We start from the raw sequence: 26,990 nt of genomic DNA, 5'->3' as shown, positions 1-26,990 counted from the left end.
AAACTTACATTCCGAGTTTCTTTTTGTTCTCTTCATATTTCGTCTGGCGGTAGGCATCGAAGGTCGCCTGGCCGTCCTTTTCTTTCTTGGCGAGATAATCGCTCCAGATCTTATCGAAGTCTGCATCGGAATCCGCCATCAGCAGCTTCGGCAAGGTTTTGCCGCGAAGCTGTTTCAGCTTGGTCGCGATAATGCCTTCCGGCGAGTTGCCGGTAGGGTCAATCAATTGGAATTCGGAGGTGTTGACCGATTTGCCCTTCGTCCAGTCTTCCAGTTGCTTGTAAGGCTCTACCGATTCCGGCTTCCATTGATCGGTAATATTGGTGTTCTGCATCATCCAGAAGGTGAATGATGAACCGTACTGCTTATCGAAGGCTCCGCGGTCGGTGTTCATCAGCTTCAGCGCCTCAGGCAGGAATTGGTCCTTGCCGTCAATTGTATCATAGCTGACGCCTTTTTCACCCAGGAAAAGATCCTTTTGACCTTCTTCACTGTTCAGGTAGCTGAGGAATTTAATCGCACGCGCTTTATCCTTCACATTCTTGGAGATCAGGGTCACCGTCCAGCCGGAGATCCCAGGGCCGTTCAGTGCAGGCGGGTCCATCTTGGTGTTGGCCGGTCCGTCTACGGCAATGTACACTTGATCAGGGTTTTTCTGGAAAATTGTACCGAGCTGCGAAGCAAAGTCTGTACGCTGATAGAGCATTGCGAAGTAGCGTCCCTGTACGATTTTTTCTTCCATTTGCGCACGCTTGTCAATGAAGATATCCTTCGCCAAGAGTCCGTCCTGGTTCGCCTGGCGGAGAGTCTTCATCCAGCGGACATACTCAGGATCTGTCTCACGGTCATAGACCTTGCCGTCTTTTTCCCAAGGGATGTTCAGGAAATTCTGAATGTAGCCTTCCAGCGAGTCGTTGCCGTTCTCGGTGAATTCATGCAGGCCGAGCGGGATCAGCGGCTGGCCGTTCACTTCAGGGAACTTCTCCTTCGCAGCCTTCAGCGCGGCGAGGAAGCCTTCAGGCGTACGCATATCCGGGCTGCCGATGGCTTCATAGATATCCTTGCGGACCGCAAAGGTCTGGTTGGATACATAGGTGTCACCGTATTGCTTATAATCGGCCGGGGAGGACGAGGAGTTCGGATAGCCGTAGACATTGCCGTCCGGCTGAGTATACCAGCCCAGCTTATCCTTATCCGATACCTTGTAGAAGTACGGGTCATATTCATCTGCCAGCTTGTTCAGCGGAAGCACAAGATCGCCTTCTACCATTTTTTTGATCGCATCTTCCCAGTAGCCGAGCGTAATGAAGTCCGGCAGCTTGCCGGAAGCCATCAGCGTGTTCAGCTTCTCGTTCTCATTACCTGCAGGCACGATGAAGTTAAGGTTAACGCCGGTCTTCTTGGTCACATATTGAGAGGTTGGGTCTACGCCCCATTTATTCGGGAACCAGGCAAAGTTCAGATACCAGTCAAAAGTAATCGGTGAAGTATCGCTCTTCCAGCCCGGTTCATCGGCCGAAGCCGCAGGTGCCGGTGTTGCAGCATCTGTTGCAGGTGCCGTTGTAGCCTCCGTGTTCGCCGGCTTATTATTCCCCGTATTTCCGCCCTCGGCGTTATCCTTGCTGCCACAGCCCGTAACAGAGAAGGCCATCATGAGTCCCAAGAGCAGCAGGACCGTTTTCTTCGGCTTATGTTTCATGCCCATTTGTTTACCCCTTTTCTAGATAATATAAATTATAAGCTCAACCCCGTAGCCCTTATGACACCCGGGCGTTGGAGGAGTTACCTGTGGCTTGCAGATGCTTAGCCCTTGATCGAACCAATCATCATGCCTTTGACGAAATAACGCTGCAGGAACGGATAGACGAACACGATCGGCAGTGTGGTCACGACCATGGTAGCCAGCTTAATCGACTGTGAGGTGACCGTTCTTGTGGCCGCGCTGCCCTGGACAGCAGTCATCATGGTATTGGAGCTGGATTGGGCCACGACCCGGAACAGATAGGTCTGAATCGGCTGCAGATCCACGTTGTTGATGTAGATAATGCCGGTAAAATAATCATTCCACTGATAAACCCCGTGGAACAGCGCGATGGTGGCAATGACCGGCATGGAGACCGGCAGCACAATCCGCAGCAGAATCGACCAGTCGTTGGCCCCGTCAATCCGCGCCGCTTCATCCAGACCATCCGGAATTTCCCGGAAGAAGGTCATGAAGATAATGAGGTCGAAGAAGCTGAACATCACCGGGATGATATAGACCAGGAAGTTATCCAGCAGATGCAGGTCGCGGTTCAGCAGGAAGGTCGGGATTAGCCCGCCGTTGAAGAACAGGGTGACCGTACCGATCAGAATGTAGATTTTGCCGCCCACCAGATCCCTGCGGGATAGAGCATACGCGACCATTGCTGTGAAGAATACATGCACGGCAACACCGATTACTGTCTTGGCTACGGTAATGGCCATCGCCAGCATAATGCCCGGACTTGCGAAGACCGCCTCGAAGTTCTTCAATGTGATGATGCGCGGCCACCAGTAGATTCCGCCCAGCATGGCGTCATTGCCGTCATTGAAGGCGTTGACCAGCACATACCAGATCGGATAGAGCGTCAGGAAGCAGACGCAGAGCATGACCAGATTATTGATGATGTCGAAGATGACTTCGCCTTTGGTTCTGCGTTTGAGTGCAAACATAGATAGATCCTCCTTGTTCTAGAACAGCGACGTGTCGTTGATTTTTTTGGATACCTGGTTAGCAATCAGCAGCAGAATCAGTGCAATGACCGCCTTAACCAGAGTGACCGCCGCAGAGTAGGAGAAGCGGTTAGAGACAATACCTGTCTGATAAATATAATAGTCAATGACGTTAGAAGCACTGTCATTCAGCGAGTTGCGCAGCACCAGAATCTGGTCGAAGTTGGAGCTCAGCACTCCGCTGACCGCGAGAATGAACAGAATGCTGATCGTGCCCCGGACGGACGGCAGCGTAACGAACCACATTTTCTGGAACCGCCCGGCTCCGTCAATCGTCGCCGCCTCATACATCTCCGGAGAGACACCGGCGATCGCCGCCAGATAGATAATAGCTGACCATCCCAGCTCTTTCCAGATGTCGGAGCTAATGATAATGGTCCAGAAGTAGCTTGGCTCGGCCAGATACGTAATCGGCTGGTCAATGAGGTGCAGCGCCATCAGGATACTATTGATAATCCCCACATCGGCCAGCCAGGTGGCCAGAATCCCGCCAAGCACGACCCAGGAGAGGAAATGCGGCAGATAGGAGATCGTCTGAATCGCCTTCTTATACCGGAGGGAACGGACCTCATTAAGAAATAAAGCGAAGATAATCGGCAGCGGGAATCCGATAATCAGCTTGATCAGACTGATTCCCAGCGTATTGCGTATAACATTGGGCAGCTCGTCGTCGTCGAATAATTCCCTGAAGTGCTGCAGGCCCACCCAGGGGGCTTCGGCAATCGATTTGACGATGTTGTACTCCTTGAAGGAAATAATCAGGCCATAGATTGGAATGTAGTTGAATACAATCATCCAGGCTACGCCGAGCAGGGCCATCGTCTGCAAATGCCGCTGGGCTACAAATTTCCTCCAGAGTGAATGTTTTCGACCTGAACCGGTTTCGATTGACGCCGGAATGAGCGGACCCATGACCGGGTCCTGCTTGGTATTTCGTTTGTTCTCCATCGTGTGGACCTCCAGGATACCTATCTGTTTATGTGAAGCGTTTTCATCTCTATGTAAGTATTGTATGCGTTTTAGGTATACGGTAAAAGGCCTCATATTTCGTATTTAGGGGCTCATATTTCGGCTTGGAGTATTCTTCTGGACTCCCCAAGCCGAGCCTCTTACACATGCAGAACCGCATGCTCCTCCGACAAAACAAGATAGTCACCGATCACGCCGTCCTCAAACGCAGGCTTGCGGGGCTGGCCGTTTCCCAGCGGGGGCAGATCCTGATGGTATTTGTAGAAAACAAGCTGGGATCGCGCACCCTCCTGCGTCAGCTCAAGCCGCAGCTCCTCATCGGTCAGACAGACAGCGGACACCACGCTCCCCGTTACTTTTGCCGTCAGCTCATCCCATTGCTCTTCCTCAGGCTCCCCTGCCCAGCTGGATATCCACGGCCGGTGGCTCTTGTTGTAATTCAGGTGGCATTCAATCACTCTGCCGTCCAGCAGAATATATTGGCCCGATGCCCAGACGGCATACACAAGATACTGTCTAACGCCCTCCTTCTCCAGCAGCAGTCCGAAGAAGCCGGGGCCTCCCATGCCATAGGTTCCCAGATGGCGGTGAAATCCGGCAACCCGGCTGCCCATCAGCGAGTCCGTGTCAATCTCTGTCAGGGTCCGGGGTCTGGCGGTCATCATCGCCTCGCCTTCCTCCACTTCATAGTGGAAGTCCCTGAACGCCGGTTCTTCCACCCAGCCCTTCGACTCCCACGTCTCCCGCTGCGCGGCCGGAACAATCATATAGTATTTCTCAATCAGTCCGATCTTAAGCTCGCTCATTCTTAATGTAGCTCCTCTCGTGTTTGGTCGCTCTGCTCTAAGGTCATTCAAACCGAGCTACTCCAACCCAAGCTAGATTAACCCAATCTGATATATCACCTCCGGCTGTATCCTGTTAGCAGATGTATACCTTAGTATTATAAACTAACTTTTGGACTGGTGAATTTGCGTCTAAGTTGGAGTCTGCGTCAGCCTATTGCAATTGTAGTCGGTTTTTCACTTACATTTGGTCCGCACACCCTCGTCCCGCCCATTGTAATCGGTTTTCCACTTACATTCGGTCCGCACACCCTCCGCCCGCACATTGTAATCGGTTTTTCGATTACATTCGGCCCGCACACCCTCCGCCCGCACATTGTAATCGGTTTTTCACTTACATTCGGTCCGCACACCCTCCGCCCGCCCATTGTAATCGGTTTTTCGATTACATTCGGCCCGCACACCCTCCGCCCGCACATTGTAATCGGTTTTTCGATTACATTTAGTCCGTACACCCTCCGCCGGCGCATTGTAGTCGGTTTTTCGATTACATTTGGTCCGCACACCCTCCGCCCGCCTACTGTAATCGGTTTTTCACTTACATTTGGTCCGCACACCCTCGTCCCGCCCATTGTAATCGGTTTTCCACTTACATTCGGTCCGCACACCCTCGTCCCGCCCATTGTAATCGGTTTTCCACTTACATTCGGCCCGCACACCCTCCCCCGCCCATTGTAATCGGTTTTTCACTTACATTCGGCCCGCACACCCTCCGCCCGCACATTGTAATCGGTTTTTCGATTACATTTAGTCCGCACACCCTCCGCCCGCCCATTGTAGTCGGTTTTCCGATTACATTTAGTCCGCACACCCTCCGCCCGCCCATTGTAATCGGTTTTCCACTTACATTCGGTCCGCACACCCTCCGCCCGCCCATTGTAATCGGTTTTCCACTTACATTCGGTCCGCACACCCTCCGCCCGCACACTGTAATCGGTTTTCCACTTACATTTGGTCCGCACACCCTCCGCCCGCCCATTGTAATCGGTTTTTCGATTACATTTGGCTCGCACACCCTCCGCCCGCCCATTGTAATCGGTTTTTCGATTACATTCGGTCCGCACACCCTCCGCCCGCCCATTGTAATCGGTTTTTCGATTACATTTGGCTCGCACACCCTCCGCCCGCCCATTGTAATCGGTTTTCCACTTACATTCGGTCCGCACCCCCTCCGCACACCCATTGTAATCGGTTTTCCACTTACATTCGGTCCGCACACCCTCCGCCCGCCCATTGTAATCGGTTTTTCGATTACATTTAGTCCGCGCTGTCTTATTCACAATAGATGGAATCATGCTTCCTTAGAAAACCAGAAAGGAGGCCCCCGCAAGGACCTCCTCTCCACCACTATCTATGCCCGTTATTCCATCACCGCACGGATCGCGGTAATCTCTCCGCGCCGCAGAGCCTCAGCGTCTGCGCCGCGCAGCAAGCCGCCGGTAATTACGCGCTCTGCACCGTCCCGGAAGGTAAGCGCCAGCGTCTGGATAACCGCCTTGCTGTCGCCGAAGGTATCCGCATGACGCGGATTCACATAGGTCACTTCCGTGCTGCCCAGCAGCTTGAAGGAGACCTCTCCCTGCTCGTGGAACAGCCAGCCGGGCAGCGCCGGGTGAAGCGCCACAGTCAGCTCCCCGTCTTCCATCGTAAACAGGCTGCTGCCTGCCATCATCGTTCTCCACATGCTCAGGAACTCTGCCGTGGAGCCGCTCAGGCGGGCCACGAAGCCTCTGCCATGCGTCGCAGGGTCAGGATTGCCGCCCGTGGAGATGAACGACGAATTCTCCAGCGTACTGCGTCCATAGATCTCCGGGTCAAGGAACGGAATCAGCGATGTCTTCAGCTCACTGTAGAATTCTTCATACAGCCCCGCCTTCAGCAGCTCAAGCAAGTATTTATAGGACATGTGCAGGAAGTTCGATTCCCGCTCCTGCCAGCCTGCGGTGAACGCCCGGATGCGTCCGATCTCATGCCCCTCTTCCTCCAGTGATACCGAAGTCCGGTACATCGAGGTGACCGGATCGAACAGCCCGCTCCGCTTCACCTTGCTGTAGATAGCCTTGGCGGTCTGCTGATCCTCCAGTGTCTTCAGCCAGCGGGTTGGGCCTTCCAGGAAATACGGCAGCGCCGAAGCCTCGAATTCTTCTACGACTGCCTTCGGCAGTCCATAGCCGCTGATGACCGGCTCGCCGGCAGCATCCGTGACCGGCCGGAAGCGCGTAGCCTCGAAACGGAAATAGGTTGGCACCAGTCCACCGCCCATGTCTACCGCACGCGCAATCCCCTGATCCACTTTGTGCAGCCACTGCTCCAGCATTCCGCGGATCACTTTAAGGGAGACTTCGCCGGTCTCGCCTGTGATCCCGAACCGAACGGACGCCCGGTATGCCTCACGCGCTGCGGCCACACGGTCCCAATACGGGAACTCAGCCAGCGAGCCGTCCAGCACTTCCGTTACAGCCTGGCCTACCTGTGTGAGCAGCGCCGCAATCTCCGATGGAAGAGCCACTGTGGAAGGAAGCACGGCACTGTTCTCCAGCGCTTCCGCCATGAACACCAGCATCCGCTTCAGCTCCAGCGTTTCGCTCATCCCCGAGCCGATCAGGCCTGGAAGTCCGTTCATCGCATCGTTCCAGCCCGGCTTATTCGCCTCCATCTCCACACCCATACCGTACGGATCAAGCGTGGCGAATTTGTTCAGGGCGAGCGACAGCATTTTCACAAATAGACTGGTCCGGTAGATCTCCCCGTGCCCGCCTTGCGTGCGCAGCCACTCGGTACCCGATGACTTGCGCTTCAGCTTGTGCAGTTTCTCCTCATCCTCCAGCAGGGCTCCGAACTGCCGCACCTTGCCGCCACTGATCACGTACTTCTCGCTGCGCGGCAGGACGTAAGCCGGAGAGTCGTAGAACGCATACGTCTCATCCCCGAACAGCAGCTCCCCAAGGCGCTCAGGATAAATATCCAGATAGCCTTCCACCAGGTCCAGGTTATACGTCCAGTGATCGGACCAGAATCCCTCGCCGAAGGCGGCTTCAATGTTCTGCTGCGACAACGCAAGCACCCCGCTGAGGAATTCCTGCTCGCTTAGGGTTAACACGATCTGCTGATCGGCAATATAGTTAATCAGACTGCCTGCGGTGAAGCGTCCGGCCAGGAGCTGAGTAAGTCCCGCATGCTGCTCTGCAAGCGCCCCGGCCAGCCATGCCTTAAGCTGCTCCTCCGCACCCGGCAGAATCTCGAAGCTGGTGCCCTGCACACTGAGCGGGTTGTAGCCGTCTGCCTGAATCAGGCTATAGAACATTTTGATATTGAAGCTGCCCACCTTGGGATGGAAAAAGACGTCGTTGCGGCGGTTCTGGTTCATATCGCGGAAATTCCCGTTCCCCTGCGAATAATATTCGGGGGCCAGCGAGAAGAAGTTATAATCCCGTTCCATATCGCCATGCTTGCGGGAGTAGAGATGGACCACGAAGCCCTCTTCCCCATTGTCAAAGATAAACGGATATCCCCCGCGCAGGAAATTGTCGAGATAGGACTGGCGGCAATACGCGTCAAAGATCGGCGAGGACGTCCGGGTGGCGATATCCGCAGTTAACTCCTCGGTCAGTGCGGCAGCTTCAAGGGATTTAGCGGCAAAATACTCCTCACGGCACAGCTCCGCCGTCCGTTCATTAATCCGGGCAATATCATTTACATGCCCGATGATCGTGTTCAGCTTCAGCGAAGCCCCGGGGGCAAGCGTCCGGGCAGTGCCGCTAAATCCGCACGGCACCTTGTTGACCGGATACTGCGCCTGTGCCAGCAGCTCTGCCAGCGGAAGCGCCGCGAAGCGGTCAGGATAGGTCAGTGACGTATTTCCGCCAAAGATCACTTCATAATCTACCAGCGGGCGGAGCAGCTCTCCTTCCGCCGTGGAGGAGAGATAGAAATGCCCGCTCTCGATCTTGCCGATTTCGGCATCGTCATTCGTGCCGGAGCGCAGCTTGTAGAACGGAATCCCGTGCTCCAGGTTGAACACATCCATCCAGCTGCGGAGGAGGTTCCCCATCTCCTTGTAGCCTCCGTTCGCCACCCCGAACGGAAGCACCTCCGGCAGACCGTCCAGCAGTTCCAACTCAAGCTCAGCTCCGCCGGTATTCTGAATCTCCACCTGGCGGACCAGCGCGGCATAATCATCCCCCGGAAGGTTGAAATAGTGGACCGTAGTCTTCAGTCCATGTCCGGCATGCAACTCCTCGATGGTCAGTCCGTTCGGCAGAATGGTCATGATCCGCTTGGCTGCCGGGTCCGGGCGGGCTGACTGGAACGGTTCATAGATCTCCGCTGCTCCCTTCAGCTTGATGAAGGTACGGAAGCCGGTCGATGTTACGTTCTTGTAGGAAATATTGGCTGGCGAGAACTCCATAATCGGCGAGTTTTTGTCCCGTACGCCGAAGCTGCTGATCCCTTGTCCGCGGTTCACATAGAATGTCCACATCGGTATCCCCTTCAGTCCGGCAAGGCCCGGCAGGAAGCTGGCGAACGGCTTGCCTTCGTGGAACTGCTCAATGACAAATTTTCCGGCGTCAAAAGTATACTTACTCATTCTATTCCTCCTAAAAATATCAATATACGTATTCGTTTGTGAGTGATTGCGTTAGCGGTGATTGCATTTAGTGCACTAGAATTTGTCTAGTCGCGCTTCTGGCAGCCTCCTGTTGTATTTCATACAGCAGATTTCCGGCTTTCTGCCCGATAATGCCGTTTTTGCAGAATTCTACTGTACGTAGTGCAATAGATCGCTAATTTAGGCGGAAATTGGAGGGATCTAGTGTACAAAATGCAATCGGCGGCGGCCCGGAAGCCGTCTGGCATTCAGACTCACCTAAATCCGCCGCGCCTACCTCTCACAGCTTCTAGACTCTACAGGCCTATCCGATGCTCCCGATTTTTCACAGCCTCTAAACCTGCAAGCCTACTAAGCCACTCCAACTTCTCACAGCTGCTACTCCTGCAAGCACACTCCGCCGTCCCTACTCCTCTTCCTCTTCCTCTTGCTCCGCAGGCCTACCCCTGCGTAATCAGATGGGTCGCGATAGAGTGCGCAGGCAGCGTGCATTCGGCGGTCTCAGCGCCCAGTCCCAGCGTCAGCGTACGTGCTTCCCCGCCTTCGTTCATCAGCACCACAGCGAGACTGCCGTCTGGATTGCGGAACGCAGCCGACAGCACATCTGCCGCTGCCGGTTCAAGCCCGATCCGCACCGCACCCGGGGCGATGAATTTGCTGAAATGCCCGATGTAGTAATACGAGCTGTTGTAGTGGACCTCGTCAGTAGCCGTATCCGCGATCACCGGAGCATCGCAGAGATTGCCCACATGGTTCGGCCCGCCTGTCTCATCCAGCACCAGATTCCAGTCCAGGTAGCCTTCGGTCCAGGCATTCAGATCACCGATCATATTGCGGCCGTAGCGCTCGCCCGTGAACCATTCGCCCAGACGCACGCCGCCCTCCTGACAGCCCTCGGTGAACAGCACATGCTTATCCGGGAAAAGCTCATGCACCTGCTCCACATTCCCGAACTCCTCGCCGCCGTACCAGTGGATACCGGTCCCCCAGACATACTGTGCAGCTTCCGGGTCCGACAGAATCGGGGTCACGCGCTCGACCATAATGTCGCGGTTATGATCCCAGATCACGATGTTCACATCGCCCATTCCGGCTTCGTGCATCACGGGTCCGAGATGGTTTTTGACAAAATCACGCTCTTCCTCAGCACTGTACACACAGGAATCCCAGGTCTGCACCGCTGCCGGCTCATTCTGCACTGAGACAGCCCAGACCGGAACGCCTTCCTTGCGGTAGGCCTCGATGAATTTGGTATAATACCGCGCCCAGACCGGCGCATACTCCGGCTTCAGCGAGCCGCCGTTGTTCATCTCCCCGTTCGTCTTCATCCAGGCGGGAGGGCTCCACGGGGAGGCCAGCATGGTGAACGGTCCGCCCCGGACCTCCATGGCATCCTTAATCAGCGGCAGCACCCACTTATGGTCACGCGAGATATCGAAGGTCTTAAGCTCCGTATCCCCATCCTCCACATACGTATAATTACCGAGTGCGAAGTCGCAGCTATGAATATGCACACGGCCCATACTGTAATTCAGCCCGTCTACCGGGTCAAAATACCGCCGGATGACCTCGGAACGCTTCGCCGGACTCATCCGGGACAAGGTATACGCCGCTGCTTCTGTGAATGCGCCGCCAAAACCAATAATGGTCTGGAACGCCTGCTCCGGGTGCAGCACGATATCTGCTTTTGCCGCTGCGCCCTCTGCGCTGAACTGAATGCCATCCTTGCGACTCAGGCGATCTCCTGTATCTTTGGCGGTGACTACGGTTTGAACGGTTGTCATGTCTATCACTCCTTTATTATTTTTGCTAGGCGAAACCAGGGACGAAAGAAATCGAAACCGGTTTCGATTTTGCCGAAAAAAAAGGTATTCCTGAATGTACACACCTTCATCACATGCGCGGCGGTGCGCAGGAATCCCTCACAATAATCTCCACAGGCAGCACAAGTGCTTCCTGAGCCGTACCTGGACCGTTCATAGATGCCAGCAGCAGCTCCGCCGCCCGGGTCCCCAGCATTCCGGTATTCTGGCGTACAGTGGTCAGCGCAGGCGTAACGTATCCGGCAAGCTCAATGTCGTCATAGCCCATCACAGAGACATCCTCCGGCACCGCAAGCCCCTGATCCTTAGCCGCCATTACCGCACCCAGGGCCAGCAAGTCACCCGAAGCAAAAACAGCCGTCGGCCGCTGCGGCAACGCCAGCAGACGCTTCATTGCACCATAACCATTCTCCAGCGCGTAGAAGGCTCCCTCGGCCACATATTCATCCGGCACCTCAAGTCCCTGCTGCTCCATCGCTGTTCTGTACCCCAGCTCCCGCTGCTGTCCCGGATAGGTGTTCCCGCCTCCCGAGATATGGGCAATCCGGCGGTGTCCAAGACTGACCAGATACTCCACGGCCTGCAGCGCACCCGTCATGTTATCCGAGCAGACTGTATGCGACAGCTCCGTCTCGAAATCGAGCACCACGGTCGGAATATCACTCTCCAGCAGCTCCCGGAAATACGGGTCATCATAATCAGAGAGGAACACTACCACCCCGTCGACGCCGCGAATCCGGCAGTTCTCCAGATATCCGCTTTGCTTGCCGCCTACATCCTTCGAGATGAACATGAGGGCATAGCCCTTGGCTACGGCAACCTGCTTGAAGCTCTCAATCACTGCGCTGAAAAAAGGATGGCGGATTCCCGCCCCCGTATTCTCCACAAACAGCACACCGATGGTCCAGGATTTCTTGGTCGTCAGTGTACGTGCATGCGCATTGGGAAGATACCCCATCTCCCGGGCGGTACGCAGAATCTCCTCACGCGTCTTCTCCCGCACATCGGAATAGTTATTGAACGCCTTGGACACTGTGGTTGGTGAGTAGCCGGTCCTTTTGGCAATATCGTATATCGTGGTCATTTCCGGTTCACTCCCGCAGCTCAATGAAAGCCCTTTTATGTTCACTGACATTCTAACTTCTTTCGGCACGGCCGTCCAGCATAAAATATCTTTGGACCTCAGGCAGCAGCGTCAAGATCTGAATCAGCATTCCCAGTGACATATAGAACACATGAATCAAGCTGACCATGTTCCACATGTAGGTCTGCACCATAATCCAGATAATCTGGCCGAAGCCGATATAGAGCGAAAAGCTCCAGGCCGCATGCCGCTCCTTGAACGGTGTCAAGGCGTAGCTCCAAGCCCACTGCGGCTGCTTCCAGAGACCGTACAGCACGAGCAGCGGGAGCACGCCGAACACGAACAACAGCAGCAGCCCAGGGACGGCAAAGCTGTGAAAGGGCATTCGTACCATTGCAGAGGCCGGCATGCCGAGCAATTCCCCGCTGGGATCAGTTAGCAGCGCCAGCCCGCCTGCGATGGCCCCCAAGCTCAAAAACCCTTGAAGTACCAGCAGCACCCTAACAGCACCTGGCATTTTTTTAGCAGCGTTCATCCTCATTCCTCATTCCCCATTTCAGGCACCTGTTTTCCGGCTACGGATTAGGGCTATTTCTGGTTAGCGCCTATGCTTTATTGAGATTTTACAGATTTCTCCTCAAGATTGCCGGGAAAGAAATCACACTCCGGAAAATTTGCATGATGTGCCTGCTGTGTGAATGTCTGCGGTTTACGCTATACTAGTATCAATTAGGACAACTCCTGACATTAAAGCGGACGCATGCAAGCAGATGCATTTATCATTCACAATACAGAAGGGATTGGACGGTTGCGGCTTAAGGCTGCTTCTGCCAAGTACACTTATGACTGAGATTACAACTCTACCTCCATCCAAAAAATGCGCGTACTGCCATCAGCTTAAGCCGCTCGCTGAATTCCGCCGGCGCACAGGCAAGCGCGCCAAAGGCGTGTCCCGGCGCGGAGCGTGCCGGGAATGCCGCAAGCTCCGCGAGGCCGAGGCTTCCTTGCCGCCAGTGCGGGCAAGCGTAGCCCCTGCCCTGCCGGAGCGCCAGGCCGGACCGGCAGGTCCCCTCAAGCGGGACAAGGGGCCGGTCTCTATCTCCAAGGCAGCTGCGCCCGAGAAGGCAAAGCCGCCCATGGCCCAGCCCCGTCCAGCCTCACGGCCGGAACGTGCCGGGGACACCAGAGGCAGCGCGGGCACGGCCGGCCATAAGGGCAAGGCGCGTCCCCGGCATGCCGCCGAGACCGGGCGCAGCCTTCCGCAGCAGCGCGGGCCGAAGCCCGATCCGCAGGATGCCTCTGCCCTGATTCCTTCGGCCAAGGGCATGATTCTCATGCGCGGGCACAGCGATAAGGGCCGCCGCTGGCATCAGGAGATCGACCTTGAGCTTGCCGTGACACTGGTCAAGGAGCATGCGGCCATCGTCGTGAACCGGCGTACGATCCGCCGCTTATACAGCAATAAGGACTTCCGCGCCTATATTTTGACGAGGGACAACTATACCTGTTATTTCTGCGGTCAATACGGGGATACCATCGATCATCTGCTCCCCCGCGCCAAAGGCGGGCATACTACGCCGGATAACTGCGTCTGTGCCTGCAATTTATGCAATCAGACGAAGGCTGACCAGTTGGTGGAGCAATTCATGAGCCGGTAATGTTCTTGACCCGTCCAACCTGACCGTCCGCCAGGCGCACCTTGATCCCGTGCGGATGGCGGGGCGAGTTAGTCAGGATGTCTTTCACTGTGCCGTGCGTGAGCTTGCCGGTCGCCTGATCCTGCTTCAGTACGATGTCTACCTGAATGCCGGGGCGGATATCTGCTCTTACTTGTCCGTTCATAATACACTCTCCTTCCGCTAATATTCGCGTAATATATAGTCTACTTACTCTTACAGATAAGGATGAACAGCCATGGCTTTTGGAATCAACCGGGCGGAATTAACCCGCTGGAAACAGGCAGTCTCCGCAGGGGAGATTGCGTTCCTGACCCATTACTGGATCGATAAACGCTACCCTGAGATCACAACAGTCACCAAGGTGGGCTGCAGCGATCTGCCCCGCCTGCGGGAGTGGTGCAGGAAGCACGGTCTCCCGGCGCGGTATATCCATAACCGCCAGCCGTTCCCCCACTTCGACCTCATGGGCCCGAAGCAGGCGGAGATTCTCAGGCAGGAGGGCTTATGGGAGCACCTGGAACGCTTCCGTATGCTCTGATGAACGGCAGACTGCAAGAGCGCCTGTGACCGGGAGGTTATTTCGGGTTCCGCAGATCCTTCATAATCCGGCGGCCGGTCGGGGTCTGGGCCAGCCCGCCCCCTGCCGTCTCCCGGTGCTTCTCAGGCATCGCAGAGCCGACCTCCAGCATGACCTTAATCACTTCATCGGACGGAATCACGCTGCGGACGCCAGCCAGGGCCATATCCGCCGCTGCAAGCGCCGTAACGGCACCGAAGCCGTTGCGGACAATGCATGGAATTTCCACAAGTCCGCCTACCGGATCACAGATCAGCCCCAGTGTATTTTTGAGCGCAAGACCTACTGCATGTACAGCCTGTGCCGGAGTCCCGCCGCGCATCTCGGTCAAGGCTCCGGCCGCCATCCCGATCGCTGAGCCCACCTCGGCCTGACAGCCGCCTTCCGCACCCGATACAAAAGAATTATTAGCAATAACATACCCTATCGCTCCAGCCGCGAACAAACCGGAGACCATATAATCATCGTCCCAGCCGAAGCGCTCCTGACAGCTCAGGAACACACCGGGGATAATTCCGCAGGAGCCGGCAGTCGGTGTGGCAATAATCCGGCCCATAGAAGCGTTCACTTCAGAGACGGCAAGGGCATACGCCATCGCCTGGCCTGCCGGTCCCCCGAGACAAGGCTCATCCGCTGCATTATAGGCGGCCACCCGCTGGGCATCCAGCCCTGTCAGGCCGCTGCGTGAGGTGGTGTCTTCGGTCATGCCGCGCTGCACTGCTTCCTTCATGACCCCGTAATACTCGCGCATGGTGGCGAATTCCTGCTCCTGGGAACGGCCGGATTCGGTGCTCTGCTCCTCAAGCATCAGAGCACCGATCCCAAGCTCCCGCTCCCCGCATAGTACAGCCAGCTGGCTGAGTGTTTGAAAATTCATGTTGTGATGTCCTTCCCCTTCTGTGTCTGTTCTTGTGTATTGCCGTTTAAATCGACTACCTTGACGCTCTTCACTGCCGGAAGCGCCCGCAGCTTCTCCAGCAGCTCCGCCGTGGCTGGCTCATCCAGCTCCAGCACCGTCAAGGCCGCACCGCTGCGGTTCTTCCGGTCGAGTGACATATGTCCGATATTGAACTGGCCCTCCCGCATGACATCCGTAACACTGGCCAGCACACCCAGATAATCCATATGCTGAATCAGCACCGTCGGGTACATGCCGGTCAGCTTCACGCTGAAGCCGTCAATATCTACAATCTCAATATTGCCGCCGCCGATGGATGTGCCGGTAAGGGTCATCTCCGTCCCGCTCTCTCTGTCTGTAAGGCGCAGACGGACCGTATTGGGATGGGGAAACAGCCCCGTTCCCTGACCGAAGGAGATGCTCATCCCGGCTTCGGCCGCAAGCTCAATGGAATCCGGCAGCCGGTGGTCATCCGTGGCGAAGTCAAGCAGACCTCCGGCGATCGCCCGGTCTGTCCCGTGTCCCTGATAAGTCGCGGCAAAAGAACCGAAGAACGTAACCTCGGCCTCTCCCGGCAGCTCACCAAGCACCTGCCTTGCGGCCCGCCCGATCCGCGCGGCTCCCGCTGTATGAGAACTGGAAGGCCCGACCATGGCCGGGCCTATAATTGAGAATACATCTTTAAATCTCATAGTTTTGGTCTCCCGCTATCTGAATTCGGCCATGTACAGCGAATAATGTAATGATGTCCATCCGCTCATTGTACAGCACCTATATATTATACTGCGTCCGCACCAAAGCTACACTATTACATGAATTGTGACCTATTATTCGCTGCTCTGCGAGTGGAAACGGCTTTGCCGTCCTTACAAAGGACGGTACCGTTTCAGCGAGAAATAGAAGGAGAATGTATAGCGTGAAGTCTATACATTCTATTTCGAGAAAAGCACCAAGCCCTCCCGCTCCTGCCAGCCGATACGGGTCCAGAAGCTTCGGCCCATGGCATTATCTTCGATCACCATGAGATGGCACTTCGTTATGCCTGCTTCGCGCAGTCCCGCAAGGCAACGCCTCACCAGCTCACGGCCTGTACCGCTTCCCCGGCTGCTGCTGTCGACAGCCACATGGTACATGTAGCCTCTGCGTCCGTCATGCCCGCACATCGCGGTGCCCATTAGGGTGCCGTCCTCCTTCACGCACACTTGGCTGATGCCCGGATTCCGCTCCAGATAACGGATGATATTTTCACGCGAGTCGGCTTCACTGAGACCCATTCCGTCCGTATTCTCCCACAACCGGTAAGCCGCTTCGTAATCGTCCCCTGTCATTGCTCTATATATCATGCATTCTCCCCATTTCTAAGTTAATGACTCCACTTCACGCCGCACGCTTTTCTGGGCGCATGCATACCCATATACGGAAGAGATGAGCCAGCAAGGAGGAGTAACCCCGATGAACCCCGTGTATCCTTATTATGGCAAGTGGAAACAGCTTTGCCGTCCTTTGAAAGGACGGTACCGTTTCAGCGAGAAATAGAAGGATAAGTTATCGTGTGAAACCTATAAGTTTCTTATATTTTGAAAAGACGGTCTGTCATGTGCAGCCTGTCGCTTTCCCCCTCAGCACCAGGACCGTTACCAGTTGATCTATGTCCAGGCTTCAGCCGGTCACGCCGGCCTTGTTCATTCCCAACCCGAGAGGATGTATAGCGATGAATCAACACAAGGATTTCAACCTGCCTTCTGTCCGCCTGAATGCGGGCATGTACGCTCTGACCAAGCTGTCGGCCGCCGGATTGACCTTCATCCTGATCTCCCTGTTCATGCTGATCCATGGCTATGAGAACGGAATTCCGTCCGGCTGGCCGGTATCGGTGCCTTATGCCATCTACGCCTACGGCCTGCCGGCTGCCATCCTGGCCGATGCGCTGCTGCGCATCTTCCGCTCCACCTCGCTCAGCCCGGCGCTGGCCCTGTACGCCATTGCCGGCTATGGCGCCGGCCTGTGGCTCGCTGCGGAGCAGGGCGGCGACTCCCTTGTCTCCGGCCTTACCGGACTCGCAGTCCTGCTGCTGTTCCGCATCGCCCAGATCGCGGGCGAACGCTTCCCGATCCTGCTTCCCTTCTTCGCTCTGTTCATTCCGCTGGTCTGTCTGGTCTTGTTCTGACCTGGCGGGTTCAGGCAGGGCGGAGCATTGGGGAGGGCCGGGATGGCGGGTAAGGCTGGATACCGGGCTGGATGGGATCAGTATTCGGAAACCGCAAACCCTTCTCACGGCACATTGTGTTCGGTTTTTCGATTATATTTGGACCATACGTCTCCGTCAGGTCCAATGTGGTCGGTTTTTCGACTATATTTGGACCACACGTCTCCGTCACGCCCAAATATGGTCGGTTTTTTGACTATATTGGGACCATACGTCTCCGTCAGGCCCAATGTGGTCGGTTTTTCGATTACATTGGGGCTGATGACCTCGCGCTGGCACATTGCGTTAACTCTTATCGTCCGGTGCATCGCGCTCAAGTAGGATGCCCGAAGCAAAAAATTGGAGAAATGTGTCTTATTTCATCCGTTTCTGCCGTTTACAGGCAGGCAAGTGGAAAATCTCCAACTAATAAAGTTAGTTTTGTCGCCTGGGGTGAAATGTGCTAAATTAAGTGCCGTTTATCCAACTAACGTCCCGCCAGAACTCATCCGCTCATCAGCAGGTGGACAAAATCCACCTGTTATCCGCTAAAGCAGACAGCAGACTAACATAGACTTTGAACTCCAAGCAGCCCGTGCGCCAGAGCAAGCAAGAGCTTGAACTTGTTAATGAAATGTTGACGGAGGGCTGGCGCTGTTGGTTGGAGACATCAACCCCGGTGCTTACACTTACAGCGCCTCGATAATATCCCCGGCGATCAGGGCAGCAGGATGGTCCCGCTTCCGGGCAGCACGTTCTCCGGCCAGCCCGTGTAGATAGACTCCGAACGCGGCGGCCTGATCCGCCTCCAGGCCCTGGGCCAGCAGACCGGAGATGATGCCTGTCAGCACATCGCCCGCACCGCCGGTACCCATACCGGGATGCCCGGTGATATTGATATAGGCCTGCCCTTCGGGCGTTGCTATTACGGTATGTGCGCCTTTGAGCACAAGGATTACCCCATGCTGAACTGCGTAGGACAATGCTATTCCGATCCGGTCCCGCTGCACCTCCGCTGTAGATATCCCCGCCAGACGGGCCATCTCCCCCGGATGAGGGGTCAGAATAACCGGATGGCGGCGGCTCCAGCTCCTGTAATCGGCATCAGCCAGTATATTCAGCGCATCCGCATCGATAACCATAGGACCGTCCGCCTCCTCCCATAGTCTGCGGAGCCACTCCGTGTCTCCTTCGAACCGGCCCAGGCCGGGGCCGATGGCTGTACAATCGCGGCTGGTACTCAGCCGCAGCACTTCAGCGGCCGTACCTGCATTCCACTCCCCGTCACCTCCGGTGACCGGGGCCAGCATCAGCTCCGGTACAGAACCGATCACATGGGGCAGCAGCTTCTCCGGCAGCGCCCAGGTTACCAGCCCGCAGCCTGCGCGCAGTGCAGCGCGGGCAGACAACAGGCCTGCGCCGCTCATGCGCAGGCTTCCTGCTGCCAGCAGGACATGCCCGTAGGTGCCCTTGTGGCCCTCGGGCGAACGGCGGCGCGCCAGGTCAACCTTCAGGCGCGCCGTCAGTACTTCCGGCGTCAGGAGGCTGACCTGGACGCCGCCCTCCCGGGCAAGGGCAGCGGGTATGCCGATGGAGCGGACCACGACCCGCCCGGCAGCCCCAGCGCCGGGATATTGCAGCAGCCCCCGCTTCAGGAACGCGAGGCAGACGGTCACTGACGCATGAATGCAGGGCTCATGCGTCTCCCCCGTGTCCGCATCCAGCCCGCTGGGGATGTCCGCGGACACAATGGCTCTGCCGCTGGCGTTCGCAGCGGCAATCAGCTCCGCATAGGCACCGCGCGGGGCTCCCGCGCTGCCTGTGCCGAGCAGCGCATCCACGATGCCGCTGCATGCGGCAAGGTCCAGGGCGTCTCTGCCGTAGACTACGGCAGGAATGCCCATAGCTGCAGCGGCATCACGCTGCAGCGCGGCTTCGCCGGCCAGCGACTCCGGCGCGGCCGCGTACACCAGCGTGACGGCGATGCCGGCCTCACGCAGGTGCCTGGCGGCGACGAGGCCATCGCCGCCGTTGTTGCCCTTACCGGCGAGGACTAGCCAATGCTCTCCGCCGGCACCGGCAAGCGTCAGCGCCGCATCTCCGCTGACGGAGAAGCCCGCAGCGTCAGCGCCGAAGCCTGACGTACCGCGCCCGCTTAAGGCGCCCGCGTCGCCCCTGCTCGCCCCAGCCCCAGCCACGCCTGCCCCGTTCCACTGCATTCTGCTACCCAGCACTCCCTCTTCACTACCCTGCACTCTACCTCGAGCCGTGCCTGCCCCAACATGCCGGGCTTCACCACCAACTACACCTGCTCCGTCCCTCCCCAATTCGCTACCTGGCACTCCCGCTTCACTACTCCACACTCCACCTCCAGCCGTACCCGCTCCATCCCGCTTCACTCCACCTCCAGCCGCTCCCGCTCCAGCCCCCCACATCCCGCCACCAGGCACGCCAGCTTCACTTGCCCGGCGGCGGCATAGGGCGATGACCTCCTCGGCAATGGCCCGTCCCGCATTTTCCATCAGGGCGATGGCCGGGATGCCCAGCCGCTCGATCGTGTCGCGGTCGAATGCCCGCATCTCCTCCGCTGTCACCACATCCATTGGTCCAGACCTCCTTCATAGTTGCTTCGATTGTACTAAGTCCCGTTTCAGCAAGCAAATAACCAGATAGCTCATGGCGGCCAATGAGCAACAAGCCCCCAGAACAGCAAAAAGCCCTCCCGCTACGAAGAGGACTTCTATGTTAGATAGGTAATGATCCCAACTGCTTAGTCTTGAGGATCAGATAAGCATACTTGGATCCATAGTTGCATTCCATACACCTAAAAACACTCAAAAGCAAGGCTGGCCTCTTCTAACTGTAGTTTGTACAACTAAATCTGCCCAATTGGGGAGAATCCCGGCACAGCGGCATTTTTAAATGTACAGACTGCAACTAAACGGATAATCGGTGGAAAATCAGGCGTTTTAGTTGTACAAAGTGCGATTAAACCTGCCGCTGACTCTACCTCTGCCTTTCCTCTGCCTTTTCACCTTCCGCCTCCGCGTATACCCCCATCAATATCCTACAGTAAACCTGGCTCTGCTGAAATTGCCTTCCTCCAGCTCATCGATGACCGCCACGGCAAAATCCTGGATGCTGATGCTGCTCCGGCCATCTTCGTCTACAATCAGCCGGTCGAGGCCGATGCGGAATTGGCCGGTACGGCGCCCGTCTACCAGAGCGGCAGGCGGACTAAGATACGTATAATCCAGCTCCGACCCTCTATAGATCTCATAGGCATTAGCATGAGCCGAAGCCAGCGCGCGGTAGTCCTCCGGGAATCCGGCGGTGTCCATCAGCCATTCTCCCGATTCCGTCTTGAGGCTGCCTGCTCCGCCGACAATGATCAGACGCTCAAGCCCAGCCGCCTGCAGCCCCTCCAGCAATGAATCCGCCACCCGCAGCAGATCATTCTCATGCCCTGCCGCCGGACCGAAAGCACTGATTACCTCCTCATGCCCGCGCACGGCTGCCGTTACCGAGGCCGGGTCCAGCAGATCAGCAGCCGTCACCTGAAGCCGCTCATGCTGAAGGCCGAAGGCTTCAGGTCTGCGTACCGCAGCCGTGACCTCATGTTTTCTTTTTAACGCTTCCTGTACAATGGCACTTCCAACCCTGCCCGATGCTCCAAACACTACAATATCCATTCTCCCGCTGCCTCACTTTCCTAATCTGCTATCCTTTAGCATTGCACGAATTCACACGATTTATCGCCGCAGAAACATTCCCTGTGAAGCAGGCATTACCGGCTCGAACCCGAATTTGGCATACAGCTTGGCCGCTTCCCCGTCAGCAATGAGACTGATATATGCCTTCTCCGGTACACTGTCCAGGAATGTGCGGATTTCCCCCATGATGGTTTTTCCGAGACCCCGTCCCTGGAAGGAAGGCTTCACTGCTATATCCGTCACTTGAAAAAAACATCCCCCGTCCCCAATTACCCTGCCCATGCCCACCAGCAGCTCCCCCGCATACACCGTCACCGCAAAAGCAGAGTTAGGCAGTCCGGCGGAAGCCCCCTCTATGCTCATCGGACTAAGCCCGGCTTCCTGCCGCAGCGCCAAATAATCCTCAACGGAGGGAAGCTCCTGCCGGATCTCCGGCTGTGCTGAATTTATCATATCGTTCCTCCTGTATCTTTTATCCAGTATCCTGTTTCCTGCAATCTGCAAGCATAACCCGCCTGCTATACTGATACCAATATATATGTATTTGTTCAAAATTGAAACGCCCCGCCTCCTCCGGCGTACAATAACTCAAAACACAGCTCTTGCACTCTGCAGACGGGCAGGTTATTCTTACCCCGTGTCCTTGGGTAAACTGTGGATAGACAAGCAACACTACTATTTTGGAAGGTTGGTGAAGTAATTATGTCTCCTACAGGGAAACTGTTTAAATGGGGAACTTTCGCTTATGAGGCTTTTCTGGCGCTGCCGATTATCGGGGGAAGCTTTGTGGTGGCAAATGCCTGGGCGCCGCTAGGAATCGCTTTTCTGCTGCATGCTGTAGCCATAATCATTCTGCTGAGAGAGCGCGGTCCGATTATCGGGAATGCAGTGGGCGTGGTCACCTCGGTGGTTGCCTTGATTCCTTTTGTCGGCTGGGTGATGCATGCCATTACCGCTATTATTCTGCTCGTAGAAGGGCTAAGCGGATCACGGCGCAATCCACGTTACTGACAGTAAGCACATTAATCAATGAACAAGGAGTACCTTACTAATTATGATTAAAGGATTATACGAAGCCCATTTACCCGTTTCTAATCTGGAAGCATCTATTGAATTCTATAAAAGGCTGGGACTGAAATTCGCCTGGCGTGATGAGGACACCGCGTTCTTCTGGATTACAGAGGGGCGGAGCTGGATTGGATTATGGGAAGGGCCGGAGGTTCAGACCCCTTATCACCCTTCCCTGAGGCATATTGCCTTCGAAGTCACTTATGAGGACCTGAAGCAATCGCTCGCCTGGCTGCGTTCCCTACAGATTGACCCTGTTCCTTTCGGCAGCAGAAGCACGGTTGAGCCTTTTATCCGCCCCCATCAAGGCAATGCCTCGGTTTACTTCAATGATCCGGACGGCAACTCTCTGGAGCTGATGTGTCATATCGAAGTCCCTCAGGGGTTGAAGACGATCACAAGCAAGCTGTCTTTTGAGGAGTGGGAGGAGCTGTGCAGGAAGTCCAGCGATTAGTTCCAGCAGCCATGCTGAGAGGAACCTACAGGGAAACCGACATGTATACTGTTTTCCGCATGCATTCGGGCCACGCGTCCGCATGTGAGCACAATGTATGCTGTTTTCCGCATACATTCGGGCCACACGCCTGCATGTGAGCATAATGTATACTGTTTTCCGCATACATTCGGGCCACGCGTCTGCATGTGAGCATAATGTATGCTGTTTTCCGCATACATTCGGGCCACGAGTCTGCATGTGAGCACAATGTATGCTGTTTTCCGCATACATTCGGGCCACGCGTCCGCATGTGAGCACCGAATGTATGCTGTTTTCCGCATACATTTGAGCCACACGCCTGCGCGCCACTTATTCACAACAGAAGAAAATCATAATTTCCTATACCACAAGAAAGACCTTCCATTGGTTGCCCAATGGAAGGTCTTTCTGTATTATCCTCGTCCCCCTGCACGGGTATCGGTCCGCCGGCTTCCGGTCTCTCCACTACCACGTGAATTTGCTGTGCTGTTCTCGAAACGTTTGCGCTCCGTGCGCTCCATCTGTACGATTTGGCCTTCATGCACTACGATGTGCAGGGAGCCGAATTCCATATCGTCGAGCAGTTCCGTTATCCGCGCAAGCCATACCTCATCCACCTTCAGTGGTTTAGCCATTCGCAAGCCTCCCTTTCCCGGTTAGGGAATAACTCTGCCTAAATTCCGTTATTACCAACTTGTATACTATGAATTAACTTAGCACGGCACCCAATAGCTGTCAATGAGCATTTTTGCGTACAAGCAGGCTTTTTACAACCATCGTCACCAGTGCCAGCAGGAGCAGCAGAGAAGCCACCGCGAAGGATGCCGAGAACTGATATTCGTTGTACAAAATTTCGACATGCAGCGGCAACGTATTCGTCTCCCCGCGAATATGCCCGGACACCACCGAGACGGCCCCGAACTCACCCATGGCCCGTGCATTACAGAGAATAATGCCATAGAGCAGGCCCCACTTAATATTCGGCAGCGTTACGCGCCAGAAGATCTGCCACCCGTGCGCACCGAGCGTAATGGCAGCCTCCTCCTCCTGTGTGCCCTGCTCCTCCATCAGGGGAATCAGCTCGCGGGCGACGAACGGGAACGTGATAAACAGCGTAGCCAGCACGATGCCCGGCAGGGCGAAGACGATTTTGATATCATGGTCGCTTAACCAGGGGCCGAACCAGCCGTGCGAGCCGAACACCAGAATGAAGATCAGCCCGCCAATCACCGGTGATACGGCAAAAGGCAGATCGATCAGCGTCACCAGAAAGCCCTTGCCGCGAAAACGGAACTTGGTTACCGCCCACGCCGCCGTTACCCCAAAGACCGTATTCAGCGGAACCGTAATGGCGGCGACCAGCAGCGTCAGCTTCAGCGCCGAGGCGGCATCCGGGTCGGTCAATGCGGCCCAGTAGACATCCAGCCCCCGCTTCAGCGACTCCACCAGCACAATAATCAGCGGCAGCGCAATCAGCCAGAGCAGGACCAGTCCCGCCAGGGAGATGAGCACCCATTTCACCGCTTGTGACTCCGTCGTAGAAGGCGATGACGCACCTGTACGCGGCCCGGGGACATGCAGGGGAACCGTACCGGCCATATTTATTCCTCCTAAAAGTTTTATGAAGCATACGCTTCCCGATTAACTTCGCAATAAAACTCGCTTCGGAAGCATAAGCTTAAGTTTTATGAAGCATACGCTCCCCGATTAACTTCGCAATAAAACTCGCTTCGGAAGCTTAAGCTTAAGTTTTATGAAGCATACGCTCCCCGATTAACTTCGCAATAAAACTCGCTTCGAAAGCATATCCTTAAGTTTTATGAAGCATACCCGTTCTCTCTTATCGCGAGCTCCTCCGCGCCCAATGCTGAAGGCTGTTAATGACCAGCAGCATCAGGAAGGAGAGCAGCAGCAGAATCAGGGCCACAGCGGTGGCTCCGGCGTAATCGAACTGCTCCAGCTTGGACATGATCAGCAGCGGGGCGATCTCTGTGCGCATCGGCATATTGCCTGAGATGAACACGACAGAGCCGTACTCGCCGATGCCCCGGGCGAACGCCAGGGCGAAGCCCGTAAGCAGCGGCGGGAGCAGCTCGGGCAGGACAATCCGCAGGAAGGTACGCCCGCGGCCTGCCCCCAGCGTAGCAGCGGCTTCCTCCATGTCCCTGTCCAGATCCTCCAGCACCGGCTGCACCGTACGGACGACAAAGGGAATGCTGATGAACATCAGCGCCAGCGTGATGCCCAGCGGTGTGAAGGCTACCTTGAAGCCCAGCGGCGTCAGCAGGGAGCCGACCCAGCCGTTCTGGGAATAGAGGGCGGTCAGCGATACGCCCGCCACGGCTGTAGGGAGCGCGAACGGCAGGTCGATCAGGGCATCGAAGATTCTTTTGCCGGGGAATTCATACCGCACCAGCACCCAGGCCAGCAGCAGTCCCAGACCAACATTGATCAGGGCCGCAGCGCCCGCCGTACTCAGACTGACACGGTAGGAGGCCAGGACGCGGGCATCCGTAGCCACATCCCAGAATTTCGCCCAGCTCAGCCCCGTTGAATTAAAGAGCAGCGCGGACAGCGGCAGCAGGACCACAAGACTCAGATACAGCACGCTGAATCCCATCGTAATCCCGAACCCCGGCAGCAGCCTGCGCCGTGACACCGTCCTTGCAGCAGCTTTGGTCGTGACATTCATCTGCCCATTCATCCTTTCCTGCCTTCGGCATATGGCCGATCAGCCTCTGGCGGAATTCCGCCTGTCAGTATGGTCTTGCCGCTTCTGCATCATCGTTCACGAACTCCGCTGTCAGCTGCCCGGTACGTAGATTTTGTCGAAAATCCCACCGTCATTGAAGTGCTTCGCCTGTGTCTCCTTCCAGGTTCCGAATTTATCCGCCAGGGTGAACAGCTTGATCTCCGGGAATTGATCCTTAAACTCGGCCTTTACGCTATCCAGTGTCGGACGGTAATAGTTCTCGGCAGCGATCTTCTGGCCTTCCTCGGTGTAGAGATATTTCAGATAGGCATCTGCTACCTCGCGCGTTCCTCTTTTATCGACGACCTTATCCACCACAGCAACCGGCGGCTCAGCCAGAATACTCTCTGACGGATTCACAATCTCGAATTTATCCGGACCCAGCTCCTTGATGGACAGATAAGCCTCATTCTCCCAGGCGATCAACACATCTCCGATGCCGCGTTCCACGAAGGTAGTGGTTGAGCCGCGTGCTCCGGTATCCAGGACCGGTACATTCTTGAACAGCTTTTGCACGAATTCCTGAGCCTTGGCTTCATCATTATTATTGTGGTCCAGCGCATAGCCCCAGGCAGCCAGGTAGTTCCAGCGGGCACCGCCGGAGGTCTTGGGGTTAGGGGTGATGACCTCTACGCCGTCCTTCAGCAGATCCGGCCAATCCTTGATGCCCTTCGGGTTGCCTTTGCGGACCAGGAAGACGATGGTGGAGGTATATGGGGAGCTGTTATGCTCATATTTACTCTGCCAGTCCGCGCCAATCAAGCCGGCCTCCTGAAGCGCATCAATGTCATACCCGAGCGCCAGCGTAACGACATCCGCCTCCAGGCCATCCAGTACAGCCCGGCTCTGCTTGCCCGATCCGCCATGCGATTGCTTAACAGTTACCTTCTGGCCGGTCTCCTGCTCCCAGTAGGCGGCGAAGGCTTTGTTATAGTTCTCATACAGCTCACGCGTCGGATCGTAGGATACATTCAGCAGCTCCACCGGATCTTTGGCCTGTGTCTGGGTGGCTTCCGGTGCTGAAGATGCATTCGCAGCCGCTTCTGTTGCTGCCGGGGCCGCTGTTCCTGCACCCGCACTATTCCCTGCATTACTGTTCCCGCAAGCCGTAAGCCCTGCCGTCAATATCAATGCAACCCCGGCGAGAAGCCCCTTCTTGATCCCTTTTGTCATCCCAACCACTCCCCCATAATAGTCTTGTAACAAGCAATAGACGCAGGAAAGCCCGCTTGCGGCAAGTCAAACCGGTCTTGTAGACACGTATCTGCGAGCCTGAAGCAGGCGTTCCTCCGTCTGTACGGTAAGAACTTATTCGATTATTCCTACCCATTTAGTAGGTTATACAGATATAATACTGAACGCTTCCCGCGCTGTCAAACCTTTTTTTCACTTTGAATGAAAGACGGCGATTGCTGGACCCGGGGCAGGAAGTGGCGCCCGTTCCTGTAAGACCCACTTGTTATTGTTGCCCCAAAGTAATATCATTGCTACATCTTATTGAGCGAAAATAGAGCGAATTCATATAAATAGAAACGGCATCACAGTTTCTATTATTGCCG

The 26,990-nt window shown here is 55.8% G+C and carries 27 protein-coding genes; 5 read left to right on the top strand and 22 right to left on the bottom strand.

Going from position 1 to position 26,990, the window contains the following annotated elements; translation table 11 throughout:
- Positions 1-4: 4 nt before the first annotated feature.
- The 10 genes from MKY12_RS00740 to MKY12_RS00695 all read right to left on the bottom strand — a co-directional run bounded on the left by MKY12_RS00740 (position 5) and on the right by MKY12_RS00695 (position 12,619).
- Positions 5-1,705: an extracellular solute-binding protein gene (locus MKY12_RS00740; RefSeq protein WP_339312513.1), complete on the bottom strand. Its 1,701-nt coding sequence runs from the start codon at positions 1,703-1,705 to the stop codon at positions 5-7.
- 98 nt (positions 1,706-1,803) lie between these two features.
- Positions 1,804-2,694 carry a carbohydrate ABC transporter permease gene (locus MKY12_RS00735; protein ID WP_339312511.1) on the bottom strand — a complete coding sequence of 297 codons (891 nt, stop codon included), beginning with the start codon at positions 2,692-2,694 and terminating at the stop codon, positions 1,804-1,806.
- Between the two features lie 18 nt (positions 2,695-2,712).
- On the bottom strand, positions 2,713-3,702 hold the full coding sequence (locus tag MKY12_RS00730; RefSeq protein WP_209877335.1) for an ABC transporter permease subunit: 990 nt from the start codon (positions 3,700-3,702) through the stop codon (positions 2,713-2,715).
- Between the two features lie 161 nt (positions 3,703-3,863).
- Positions 3,864-4,529: a hypothetical protein gene (locus MKY12_RS00725; RefSeq protein ID WP_339312509.1), complete on the bottom strand. Its 666-nt coding sequence runs from the start codon at positions 4,527-4,529 to the stop codon at positions 3,864-3,866.
- A 188-nt stretch (positions 4,530-4,717) separates the two neighbouring features.
- Positions 4,718-5,191, bottom strand: a complete 474-nt coding sequence (locus MKY12_RS00720) for a hypothetical protein (protein ID WP_339312507.1) — start codon at positions 5,189-5,191, stop codon at positions 4,718-4,720.
- 17 nt (positions 5,192-5,208) lie between these two features.
- The gene (locus MKY12_RS00715) at positions 5,209-5,802 is read right to left on the bottom strand and encodes a hypothetical protein (RefSeq protein WP_339312506.1); all 594 of its coding nucleotides are present in this window, start codon (positions 5,800-5,802) and stop codon (positions 5,209-5,211) included.
- 126 nt (positions 5,803-5,928) lie between these two features.
- On the bottom strand, positions 5,929-9,156 hold the full coding sequence (locus MKY12_RS00710) for a cellobiose phosphorylase (RefSeq protein WP_339312505.1): 3,228 nt from the start codon (positions 9,154-9,156) through the stop codon (positions 5,929-5,931).
- Between the two features lie 461 nt (positions 9,157-9,617).
- The gene (locus MKY12_RS00705; protein ID WP_339312504.1) at positions 9,618-10,961 is read right to left on the bottom strand and encodes a glycoside hydrolase family 30 protein; all 1,344 of its coding nucleotides are present in this window, start codon (positions 10,959-10,961) and stop codon (positions 9,618-9,620) included.
- A gap of 109 nt (positions 10,962-11,070) precedes the next feature.
- Positions 11,071-12,084 (bottom strand): LacI family DNA-binding transcriptional regulator, encoded by a 1,014-nt coding sequence (locus MKY12_RS00700; protein ID WP_339312502.1) that lies wholly within the window; start codon positions 12,082-12,084, stop codon positions 11,071-11,073.
- Positions 12,085-12,136: 52 nt separating this feature from the next.
- Positions 12,137-12,619, bottom strand: coding sequence for a hypothetical protein (locus tag MKY12_RS00695; protein ID WP_339312500.1), 483 nt, complete (start codon positions 12,617-12,619; stop codon positions 12,137-12,139).
- A gap of 307 nt (positions 12,620-12,926) precedes the next feature.
- On the opposite strand from MKY12_RS00695, the gene MKY12_RS00690 reads away from it, so the two are divergent.
- Positions 12,927-13,742, top strand: coding sequence for an HNH endonuclease (locus MKY12_RS00690; protein ID WP_209877345.1), 816 nt, complete (start codon positions 12,927-12,929; stop codon positions 13,740-13,742).
- On the opposite strand, the gene MKY12_RS00685 is transcribed toward MKY12_RS00690, so the two are convergent.
- A complete protein-coding gene (locus MKY12_RS00685) occupies positions 13,729-13,926 on the bottom strand; it encodes a YwbE family protein (RefSeq protein ID WP_209877346.1) in 198 nt (65 codons plus the stop codon). The two genes, MKY12_RS00690 and MKY12_RS00685, sit on opposite strands and share 14 nt — an antisense overlap.
- Positions 13,927-13,998: 72 nt before the next feature.
- Here MKY12_RS00685 and MKY12_RS00680 point away from each other — a divergent pair, with 72 nt between their 5' ends.
- Positions 13,999-14,301: a hypothetical protein gene (locus MKY12_RS00680; RefSeq protein ID WP_209877347.1), complete on the top strand. Its 303-nt coding sequence runs from the start codon at positions 13,999-14,001 to the stop codon at positions 14,299-14,301.
- 37 nt (positions 14,302-14,338) lie between these two features.
- Here MKY12_RS00680 and sdaAA read toward each other — a convergent pair whose 3' ends face one another.
- The 3 genes from sdaAA to MKY12_RS00665 all read right to left on the bottom strand — a co-directional run bounded on the left by sdaAA (position 14,339) and on the right by MKY12_RS00665 (position 16,581).
- Positions 14,339-15,217, bottom strand: coding sequence for an L-serine ammonia-lyase, iron-sulfur-dependent, subunit alpha (sdaAA, locus tag MKY12_RS00675; RefSeq protein WP_339312497.1), 879 nt, complete (start codon positions 15,215-15,217; stop codon positions 14,339-14,341).
- Positions 15,214-15,930, bottom strand: a complete 717-nt coding sequence (sdaAB, locus tag MKY12_RS00670; protein ID WP_339312495.1) for an L-serine ammonia-lyase, iron-sulfur-dependent subunit beta — start codon at positions 15,928-15,930, stop codon at positions 15,214-15,216. Before sdaAB ends, sdaAA begins: the two co-directional genes overlap by 4 nt.
- A gap of 240 nt (positions 15,931-16,170) precedes the next feature.
- Entirely contained in the window at positions 16,171-16,581 is a 411-nt protein-coding gene (locus tag MKY12_RS00665) for a GNAT family N-acetyltransferase (protein WP_339312494.1), read from the bottom strand.
- Between the two features lie 368 nt (positions 16,582-16,949).
- Here MKY12_RS00665 and MKY12_RS00660 point away from each other — a divergent pair, with 368 nt between their 5' ends.
- On the top strand, positions 16,950-17,405 hold the full coding sequence (locus tag MKY12_RS00660) for a hypothetical protein (protein ID WP_339312492.1): 456 nt from the start codon (positions 16,950-16,952) through the stop codon (positions 17,403-17,405).
- 104 nt (positions 17,406-17,509) lie between these two features.
- Here MKY12_RS00660 and MKY12_RS00655 read toward each other — a convergent pair whose 3' ends face one another.
- From MKY12_RS00655 to MKY12_RS00640, 4 genes are all read right to left on the bottom strand, one after another.
- On the bottom strand, positions 17,510-17,779 hold the full coding sequence (locus MKY12_RS00655; RefSeq protein ID WP_339312491.1) for a hypothetical protein: 270 nt from the start codon (positions 17,777-17,779) through the stop codon (positions 17,510-17,512).
- Between the two features lie 333 nt (positions 17,780-18,112).
- Positions 18,113-20,026, bottom strand: a complete 1,914-nt coding sequence (locus tag MKY12_RS00650) for an NAD(P)H-hydrate dehydratase (RefSeq protein WP_339312489.1) — start codon at positions 20,024-20,026, stop codon at positions 18,113-18,115.
- Between the two features lie 456 nt (positions 20,027-20,482).
- A complete protein-coding gene (locus tag MKY12_RS00645) occupies positions 20,483-21,115 on the bottom strand; it encodes an NAD(P)H-binding protein (RefSeq protein ID WP_339312487.1) in 633 nt (210 codons plus the stop codon).
- Between the two features lie 60 nt (positions 21,116-21,175).
- Positions 21,176-21,589: a GNAT family N-acetyltransferase gene (locus MKY12_RS00640; protein WP_339312485.1), complete on the bottom strand. Its 414-nt coding sequence runs from the start codon at positions 21,587-21,589 to the stop codon at positions 21,176-21,178.
- Between the two features lie 249 nt (positions 21,590-21,838).
- Between MKY12_RS00640 and MKY12_RS00635 the strand changes: the two genes are divergently transcribed.
- Both MKY12_RS00635 and MKY12_RS00630 read left to right on the top strand, forming a co-directional pair.
- Positions 21,839-22,147 (top strand): hypothetical protein, encoded by a 309-nt coding sequence (locus tag MKY12_RS00635; RefSeq protein ID WP_036732747.1) that lies wholly within the window; start codon positions 21,839-21,841, stop codon positions 22,145-22,147.
- Between the two features lie 43 nt (positions 22,148-22,190).
- Positions 22,191-22,658: a VOC family protein gene (locus tag MKY12_RS00630; protein WP_036732749.1), complete on the top strand. Its 468-nt coding sequence runs from the start codon at positions 22,191-22,193 to the stop codon at positions 22,656-22,658.
- Between the two features lie 434 nt (positions 22,659-23,092).
- On the opposite strand, the gene MKY12_RS00625 is transcribed toward MKY12_RS00630, so the two are convergent.
- The 4 genes from MKY12_RS00625 to MKY12_RS00610 form a co-directional block, all read right to left on the bottom strand.
- Positions 23,093-23,314, bottom strand: a complete 222-nt coding sequence (locus MKY12_RS00625; RefSeq protein ID WP_036732753.1) for a YezD family protein — start codon at positions 23,312-23,314, stop codon at positions 23,093-23,095.
- A 100-nt stretch (positions 23,315-23,414) separates the two neighbouring features.
- The gene (cysW, locus tag MKY12_RS00620; RefSeq protein ID WP_076083413.1) at positions 23,415-24,278 is read right to left on the bottom strand and encodes a sulfate ABC transporter permease subunit CysW; all 864 of its coding nucleotides are present in this window, start codon (positions 24,276-24,278) and stop codon (positions 23,415-23,417) included.
- A gap of 241 nt (positions 24,279-24,519) precedes the next feature.
- Entirely contained in the window at positions 24,520-25,383 is an 864-nt protein-coding gene (cysT, locus tag MKY12_RS00615; protein WP_339312483.1) for a sulfate ABC transporter permease subunit CysT, read from the bottom strand.
- A 99-nt stretch (positions 25,384-25,482) separates the two neighbouring features.
- Complete coding sequence (locus MKY12_RS00610) at positions 25,483-26,604, bottom strand: sulfate ABC transporter substrate-binding protein (RefSeq protein WP_339312481.1); 1,122 nt, start codon at positions 26,602-26,604, stop codon at positions 25,483-25,485.
- Between the last annotated feature and the right edge of the window lie 386 nt (positions 26,605-26,990).

The sequence above is a fragment of the Paenibacillus sp. FSL M7-0896 genome (genome assembly GCF_037975415.1).
Classification (GTDB): domain Bacteria; phylum Bacillota; class Bacilli; order Paenibacillales; family Paenibacillaceae; genus Paenibacillus_AQ; species Paenibacillus_AQ silagei.
The sequence above is the reverse complement of the archived record's forward strand: the minus strand, read 5'-3'. Positions and strand labels throughout refer to the sequence as shown.

What these genes read in the sequence shown, in the direction of transcription:
- MKY12_RS00705 (WP_339312504.1), bottom strand. Translation starts at nt 10,961, where the DNA reads ATGACAACCGTTCAAACCGTAGTCACCGCCAAAGATACAGGAGATCGC.
- MKY12_RS00665 (WP_339312494.1), bottom strand. Translation starts at nt 16,581, where the DNA reads ATGATATATAGAGCAATGACAGGGGACGATTACGAAGCGGCTTACCGG.
- MKY12_RS00740 (WP_339312513.1), bottom strand. Translation starts at nt 1,705, where the DNA reads ATGGGCATGAAACATAAGCCGAAGAAAACGGTCCTGCTGCTCTTGGGA.
- MKY12_RS00645 (WP_339312487.1), bottom strand. Translation starts at nt 21,115, where the DNA reads ATGGATATTGTAGTGTTTGGAGCATCGGGCAGGGTTGGAAGTGCCATT.
- cysW (WP_076083413.1), bottom strand. Translation starts at nt 24,278, where the DNA reads ATGGCCGGTACGGTTCCCCTGCATGTCCCCGGGCCGCGTACAGGTGCG.
- MKY12_RS00715 (WP_339312506.1), bottom strand. Translation starts at nt 5,802, where the DNA reads ATGGGCGGGCGGAGGGTGTGCGGACCGAATGTAAGTGGAAAACCGATT.
- MKY12_RS00630 (WP_036732749.1), top strand. Translation starts at nt 22,191, where the DNA reads ATGATTAAAGGATTATACGAAGCCCATTTACCCGTTTCTAATCTGGAA.
- MKY12_RS00660 (WP_339312492.1), top strand. Translation starts at nt 16,950, where the DNA reads ATGAATCAACACAAGGATTTCAACCTGCCTTCTGTCCGCCTGAATGCG.
- MKY12_RS00700 (WP_339312502.1), bottom strand. Translation starts at nt 12,084, where the DNA reads ATGACCACGATATACGATATTGCCAAAAGGACCGGCTACTCACCAACC.
- MKY12_RS00725 (WP_339312509.1), bottom strand. Translation starts at nt 4,529, where the DNA reads ATGAGCGAGCTTAAGATCGGACTGATTGAGAAATACTATATGATTGTT.
- MKY12_RS00710 (WP_339312505.1), bottom strand. Translation starts at nt 9,156, where the DNA reads ATGAGTAAGTATACTTTTGACGCCGGAAAATTTGTCATTGAGCAGTTC.
- sdaAB (WP_339312495.1), bottom strand. Translation starts at nt 15,930, where the DNA reads ATGAGATTTAAAGATGTATTCTCAATTATAGGCCCGGCCATGGTCGGG.
- MKY12_RS00720 (WP_339312507.1), bottom strand. Translation starts at nt 5,191, where the DNA reads ATGGGCGGGACGAGGGTGTGCGGACCGAATGTAAGTGGAAAACCGATT.
- MKY12_RS00735 (WP_339312511.1), bottom strand. Translation starts at nt 2,694, where the DNA reads ATGTTTGCACTCAAACGCAGAACCAAAGGCGAAGTCATCTTCGACATC.
- MKY12_RS00695 (WP_339312500.1), bottom strand. Translation starts at nt 12,619, where the DNA reads ATGAACGCTGCTAAAAAAATGCCAGGTGCTGTTAGGGTGCTGCTGGTA.
- MKY12_RS00680 (WP_209877347.1), top strand. Translation starts at nt 13,999, where the DNA reads ATGGCTTTTGGAATCAACCGGGCGGAATTAACCCGCTGGAAACAGGCA.
- MKY12_RS00625 (WP_036732753.1), bottom strand. Translation starts at nt 23,314, where the DNA reads ATGGCTAAACCACTGAAGGTGGATGAGGTATGGCTTGCGCGGATAACG.
- MKY12_RS00610 (WP_339312481.1), bottom strand. Translation starts at nt 26,604, where the DNA reads ATGACAAAAGGGATCAAGAAGGGGCTTCTCGCCGGGGTTGCATTGATA.
- MKY12_RS00685 (WP_209877346.1), bottom strand. Translation starts at nt 13,926, where the DNA reads ATGAACGGACAAGTAAGAGCAGATATCCGCCCCGGCATTCAGGTAGAC.
- sdaAA (WP_339312497.1), bottom strand. Translation starts at nt 15,217, where the DNA reads ATGAATTTTCAAACACTCAGCCAGCTGGCTGTACTATGCGGGGAGCGG.
- MKY12_RS00730 (WP_209877335.1), bottom strand. Translation starts at nt 3,702, where the DNA reads ATGGAGAACAAACGAAATACCAAGCAGGACCCGGTCATGGGTCCGCTC.
- MKY12_RS00650 (WP_339312489.1), bottom strand. Translation starts at nt 20,026, where the DNA reads ATGGATGTGGTGACAGCGGAGGAGATGCGGGCATTCGACCGCGACACG.
- MKY12_RS00640 (WP_339312485.1), bottom strand. Translation starts at nt 21,589, where the DNA reads ATGATAAATTCAGCACAGCCGGAGATCCGGCAGGAGCTTCCCTCCGTT.
- cysT (WP_339312483.1), bottom strand. Translation starts at nt 25,383, where the DNA reads ATGAATGGGCAGATGAATGTCACGACCAAAGCTGCTGCAAGGACGGTG.
- MKY12_RS00635 (WP_036732747.1), top strand. Translation starts at nt 21,839, where the DNA reads ATGTCTCCTACAGGGAAACTGTTTAAATGGGGAACTTTCGCTTATGAG.
- MKY12_RS00690 (WP_209877345.1), top strand. Translation starts at nt 12,927, where the DNA reads ATGACTGAGATTACAACTCTACCTCCATCCAAAAAATGCGCGTACTGC.